Source organism: Bacillus sp. LL01 (assembly GCF_001037965.1).
The window spans coordinates 1-5,213 of the sequence record NZ_LFEL01000125.1 but is presented as its reverse complement, the minus strand read 5'-3'; the positions used below and the strand labels follow the sequence as shown (position 1 = coordinate 5,213).

Genomic DNA, 5,213 nt, shown 5'->3' with positions numbered 1-5,213 from the left:
CTTATATTCTTCACAAAGAGCTTGGAGAATGGATGACAGATAACGTTACAGTTGTACGTTATAATGAAAAGCTTCTTAAAACAGATGAAAAGATTCAAGAATTAATGGAGCGTTACAACAATATTAACATTAATGATACAGCTAAATGGAGCAATCAAGGTGCATCATTCACAAGACAACTTGATGGTATGTTAAGCCTTGCACGAGTCATTACTCTAGGAGCTTATAATCGTAATGAAAGTCGTGGAGCACATTACAAGCCTGAATTCCCAGATCGTAATGATGAAGACTTCTTGAAAACAACAAAAGCGACGTTTAACCCAGCGACGAATGCTCCGGACTTTACGTATGACGAAGTTGACACATCGCTCATTAAACCTCGTAAACGTGATTACTCACAAAAGAAGCAAGGAGCTGTTAAATCATGAGTGAAAAAACAATAAAATTTAAAGTGACTCGTCAAGATGACCCGAACGGCAGTTCTTATGTGGAAGAGTTTGAAGTACCATATCGTCCGAACATGAACGTGATCTCAGCCTTAATGGAATTTCGTCGTAACCCTGTGAATACAAAAGGGGAGACTACAACTCCAATCGCTTGGGATATGAACTGTTTAGAAGAGGTATGTGGCGCTTGTTCAATGGTAATTAACGGTAAACCTCGTCAATCTTGTACAGCACTAGTAGACCAACTTGAACAGCCAATTAGCCTTGAGCCGATGAAAACATTCCCGGTAGTCCGTGATTTAATGGTTGATCGTAGTAGAATGTTTGATTCATTAAAGAAAGTTAAAGCATGGATCCCTATTGACGGAACGTATGATTTAGGACCAGGACCTCGTATGGCGGAGTCAAAACGTCAATGGGCATATGAACTTTCTAAATGTATGACATGTGGTGTGTGCTTAGAGGCATGCCCGAATGTAAACAGTAAATCTGAATTTATTGGCCCAGCACCGCTTTCTCAAGTACGCCTATTTAATGCACACCCAACAGGTGAGATGAATAAAGCTGAACGTCTTGAAACGATTATGGGTGATGGTGGACTTGCCAATTGTGGTAACTCTCAAAACTGTGTTCAAGCATGTCCAAAAGGGATCCCTCTTACGACATCAATTGCTGACTTGAACCGTCAAACAACATTGCAATCATTCAAGAATTTCTTTGGCGGACAATAAAAGAGCCTTCAAGAAATTAAGATTGGTTTAAGTGCTCTCCCTCTTACCATTTTTATTTTCTCGTTCTATCATCTAGAGCGATGGAAATAGATGTGAAGAGGGTGAGCTTTTTTACATATTAAAAAGTGAGGGAAAAACAATGAGATTACCAACTTATATTAGTGATTTTGAAAGATGGAAAGAAGGATTTACTTTTTCAAAAGCCATTCGTGTACGTTTTTCGGAAACGGATGCGTTTGGTCATGTGAATAATAAAAATGCTCTTGTCTATTTTGAGGATGCGAGGTTGGAGTATTTTAGTTCACTCGGATTAATGCAGAAATGGGCGAGCCAAGATTTTGAGACAATGATTGTGGCTGCTGATCTGCAGTGTGACTATGTTAGACAGATAAAATTTGATGAAATGCTATCGGTATATGTGAAAGTAGAAAAGTTAGGCAACTCATCTCTTGATCTCCATTATCTTGTAGAAAATCAATTAGGGGAAGTTTGTTTAACTGGAAGAGGAACAATTGTTCAAGTGGGTAAAGAGAGTGGAAGTGCAGTCCCATGGAATGAAGAAATGCGCCAAGCTTTAAATGGACATGTAATAAGTGAGTTGTAAGTAGCGTAAAATCAGTCTTCTTATAAAAGTAAAAGTCAGCTTACCTCCTAAGATGGAGGTAAGCTGACTAGAAGGCTGTCACATGGTATTTCTATGCTAGTTAAATTTCAATTTCACCTAGTCTAATTAGTTCAATAACAGCTTGAGAGCGCCCCTTAACCCCCAACTTTTGCATCGTATTAGAAATGTGATTTCGTACTGTTTTCTCACTTATGAAAAGTTCTTGTGCGATTTCTCTTGTGGTCTTATCTTGAACAAGTAGTTCGAATACTTCTCGTTCCCTTTTCGTAAGTAATGGTTTAGGTCCGAATTCTRCTCCTTTCAATGAGTTCACTCCTTCTTGCTCGGGCTAAGAGCGAATTTGGGTAACTCAATCCCACTGTTGAAGGGCTTTAGTCTTGATAGTATATGTAGAAGGTACAGAACATGTGAGCATAATTTAAGAATTATTAAAGTATTAAATGTATGAGGGTAAATATTGACTACATTTTACTCATTCAGCTATGATGGATAGGAAATGAGTTTTKWCAAAGAGGGTTGCTGTATGAAGGGACCGTTCCGCATAGAAAAAGTAGTAAATAATAATGTAGTGATAGCGACTAAACCTGATCTGAATGAAGTAATTGTCATTGGGAGAGGAATCGGCTTTGGTCAAAAACGTGGTCAGGAAATACATTCTGGCTCCATTGATAAATTATTTGTACTAGCTAATCAAGAGGAGCAAGAACAATATAAGTTGTTATTAAACGATGTAGATGAATCTTTAATTGTCACAATGGAAAAAGTTGTTAAGATGATTCAAGCTGAACTTAAAGAACCACTTCACCAAAGGATTCATCTTGCTATGACAGATCATATTCAATTTGCGATAAGGCGAATCGAACAGGGCATTGATATACCGAATCCTTTTCTGACTGAAACGGAGCTCATGTTCCCAGAAGAATTTCACCTTGCAAGAAAAGCAGTTCACCTATTAAATGAACATCTAGATGTAGAGCTTCCAGAAGCTGAGATTGGCTTTGTGGCCCTTCATATTTATAGTGCTTCTTCTAATCAACCCATTGCTGAAATGAATGAACATCCACAATTAATTTCAGATTTAGTGTTCATGATTGAAAGAAACGCCCATATTGAGTTGAATAGGCGCTCAGTTGAGTATATGCGTCTAGTAAGTTTTTTGTGTGAACTTATTGATCGATTTAGAAAAAAAGAAATGATTCAAACATCAGACAAACTTGCACATTTGTTGAAAGAAGAATTTGAGTTATGCTATACTATCACTATTGAGTTGATTGAGGTCTTAAATACTAGATTCTCAACCTCCTATAAAGTTGAACAAGTTCCAGATATGGTGTTTTACTTAAAAAAGCTTATAAAGTATAAATAAGGGTTGCACTTAGATTACGTGTTACTGACAAGATCAGGCATGAGTACGGAAGTGTATATGAGGGTTAAATGGGGTACGATACAAGTGTACTTCATGTTTTCATCATGTGCGTTTCTTTACTGATGCCTGTTTTTTGTAGGAAAACCTGTAAACCGTTTTCATAATTATTACAGGGAAGCAAAAAGTAGGGAACATTTATTAATACTGAATAGGTGAACTTCTCTATATAGCTGTTTACTCTATTCTAAAATAAACGAAAGAGGTTGATGAAAAATGGCAGAAAAAACATTTAAGATTACAGCAGAAACAGGAATTCATGCTCGTCCGGCAACACAGTTAGTAAACAAAGCAGGTCAATTTTCTTCTGACGTAACACTTGAATACAAAGGAAAATCTGTGAACCTAAAATCAATCATGGGTGTAATGTCACTTGGAGTTGGACAAGGTGCTGAAGTAACAATCAAAGCTGAGGGTTCAGACGCTGATGAAGCTCTTCAAGCGATTGAAGATGTAATTAAAGAAGGGTTAGGAGAATAATGTCACAAAAATTGACTGGAATTGCTGCATCAAGTGGTGTTGCAATTGCAAAAGCTTTTGTACACGTAGAGCCTAACTTTGAGATTGAATTGAAAGAAGTAGCAGATACAAAAGAAGAAGTAGATCGTTTTGATTCAGCTTTGGTGAAGTCTAAAGAAGAACTTGCTGTTATTAAAGACAAAACAGAAGCTGAACTTGGTGCGGATAAAGCTGAAATTTTTGCTGCACATTTACTTGTCCTAAGCGACCCTGAGCTTGTAGATGCAGTAAAAGGTAAAATTAACGATGAAAAACAAAATGCAGAATACGCATTAAATGAAATTGCTAATATGTTTATTTCAATGTTTGAGAACATGGATAATGAATATATGAAAGAACGTGCCTCGGATATTCGTGATGTTTCTAAACGTGTTTTAGGTCATTTATTAGGTATTGAAGCGCAATCACTAGCTACTATTTCAGAAGAAACGATTGTCATCGCTGAAGACTTAACCCCCTCAGATACTGCTCAATTAAACCCTGTTTTTATTAAAGGGTTTGCAACTGATATCGGAGGAAGGACATCTCACTCAGCGATTATGTCCCGTTCTCTTGAGATTCCAGCTGTTGTTGGAGCAAAAGAAGTAACAGCTAAAATCGAAACGGGTATGATGATCATAGTTGATGGAATTGACGGAGATGTTATCATTGATCCATCTTCTGATGAATTAGCTACATATGAAAAGAAAAAAGCTGATTTCCAAAAGCAAAAAGAAGAATGGGCTAAACTTGTTAATGAAACCTCAACAACAAAAGATGGTCATCATGTTGAACTTGCTGCAAATATTGGTACACCGAAAGATCTTGAAGGTGTAATCAATAACGGAGCTGAAGGTATTGGTCTTTACCGTACAGAGTTTCTTTATATGGGAAGAGATGCTCTTCCAACTGAAGATGAGCAGTTTGAAGCGTATAAAGAAGTTGTTGAGCGTATGGAAGGTAAGCCAGTTGTGATACGTACCCTTGATATTGGTGGCGATAAAGAACTTCCTTATCTTGATTTACCAAAAGAGATGAATCCATTTCTAGGCTATCGTGCGATTCGTCTTTGTTTAGAAAAAGATGATATGTTCCGTACTCAACTCCGTGCATTATTACGAGCTAGCTCATACGGGCAACTAAAAATTATGTTCCCGATGATTGCGACGCTTGAAGAGTTACGCCAAGCAAAAGCCCTCTTAGCTGAAGAGAAAGAGAAGCTTGTAGCAGAAGGTGTAGAAGTTTCAAATGACATGGAAGTTGGGATTATGGTTGAAATTCCATCAACAGCAGTGGCTGCGGATCGTTTCGCTAAAGAAGTTGACTTCTTTAGTATCGGAACAAATGATTTAATCCAATACACGATGGCAGCAGATCGAATGAATGAAAGAGTTTCTTATTTATACCAACCATACCACCCTTTCCAATACACGATGGCAGCAGATCGAATGAATGAAAGAGTTTCTTATTTATACCAACCATACCACCCT

Annotated in this window: 6 protein-coding genes and 1 pseudogene; 6 read left to right on the top strand and 1 reads right to left on the bottom strand. The window is 37.5% G+C overall.

The window, feature by feature from the left end; genetic code table 11:
* The 3 genes and pseudogenes from sdhA to AB685_RS26075 all read left to right on the top strand — a co-directional run.
* Window positions 1-428 (top strand): annotated as a pseudogene (gene sdhA, locus AB685_RS26085) (succinate dehydrogenase flavoprotein subunit); the annotation flags it as partial.
* Window positions 425-1,177, top strand: coding sequence for a succinate dehydrogenase iron-sulfur subunit (sdhB, locus tag AB685_RS26080; protein ID WP_047973506.1), 753 nt, complete (start codon window positions 425-427; stop codon window positions 1,175-1,177). The pseudogene sdhA and the gene sdhB, both read left to right, overlap by 4 nt.
* A gap of 139 nt (window positions 1,178-1,316) precedes the next feature.
* Window positions 1,317-1,781, top strand: coding sequence for a thioesterase family protein (locus AB685_RS26075; RefSeq protein ID WP_047973505.1), 465 nt, complete (start codon window positions 1,317-1,319; stop codon window positions 1,779-1,781).
* Between the two features lie 100 nt (window positions 1,782-1,881).
* On the opposite strand, the gene AB685_RS26070 is transcribed toward AB685_RS26075, so the two are convergent.
* Window positions 1,882-2,106, bottom strand: coding sequence for a response regulator transcription factor (locus AB685_RS26070; protein WP_047973504.1), 225 nt, complete (start codon window positions 2,104-2,106; stop codon window positions 1,882-1,884).
* 219 nt (window positions 2,107-2,325) lie between these two features.
* Here AB685_RS26070 and AB685_RS26065 point away from each other — a divergent pair, with 219 nt between their 5' ends.
* The 3 genes from AB685_RS26065 to ptsP all read left to right on the top strand — a co-directional run.
* A complete protein-coding gene (locus AB685_RS26065) occupies window positions 2,326-3,168 on the top strand; it encodes a PRD domain-containing protein (protein ID WP_047973503.1) in 843 nt (280 codons plus the stop codon).
* Between the two features lie 273 nt (window positions 3,169-3,441).
* The gene (locus AB685_RS26060) at window positions 3,442-3,705 is read left to right on the top strand and encodes a phosphocarrier protein HPr (RefSeq protein WP_012959961.1); all 264 of its coding nucleotides are present in this window, start codon (window positions 3,442-3,444) and stop codon (window positions 3,703-3,705) included.
* Window positions 3,705-5,213 (top strand): phosphoenolpyruvate--protein phosphotransferase (gene ptsP, locus AB685_RS26055; RefSeq protein ID WP_241773387.1); only part of this gene is annotated, 1,509 nt, incomplete at its 3' end. The genes AB685_RS26060 and ptsP, both read left to right, overlap by 1 nt.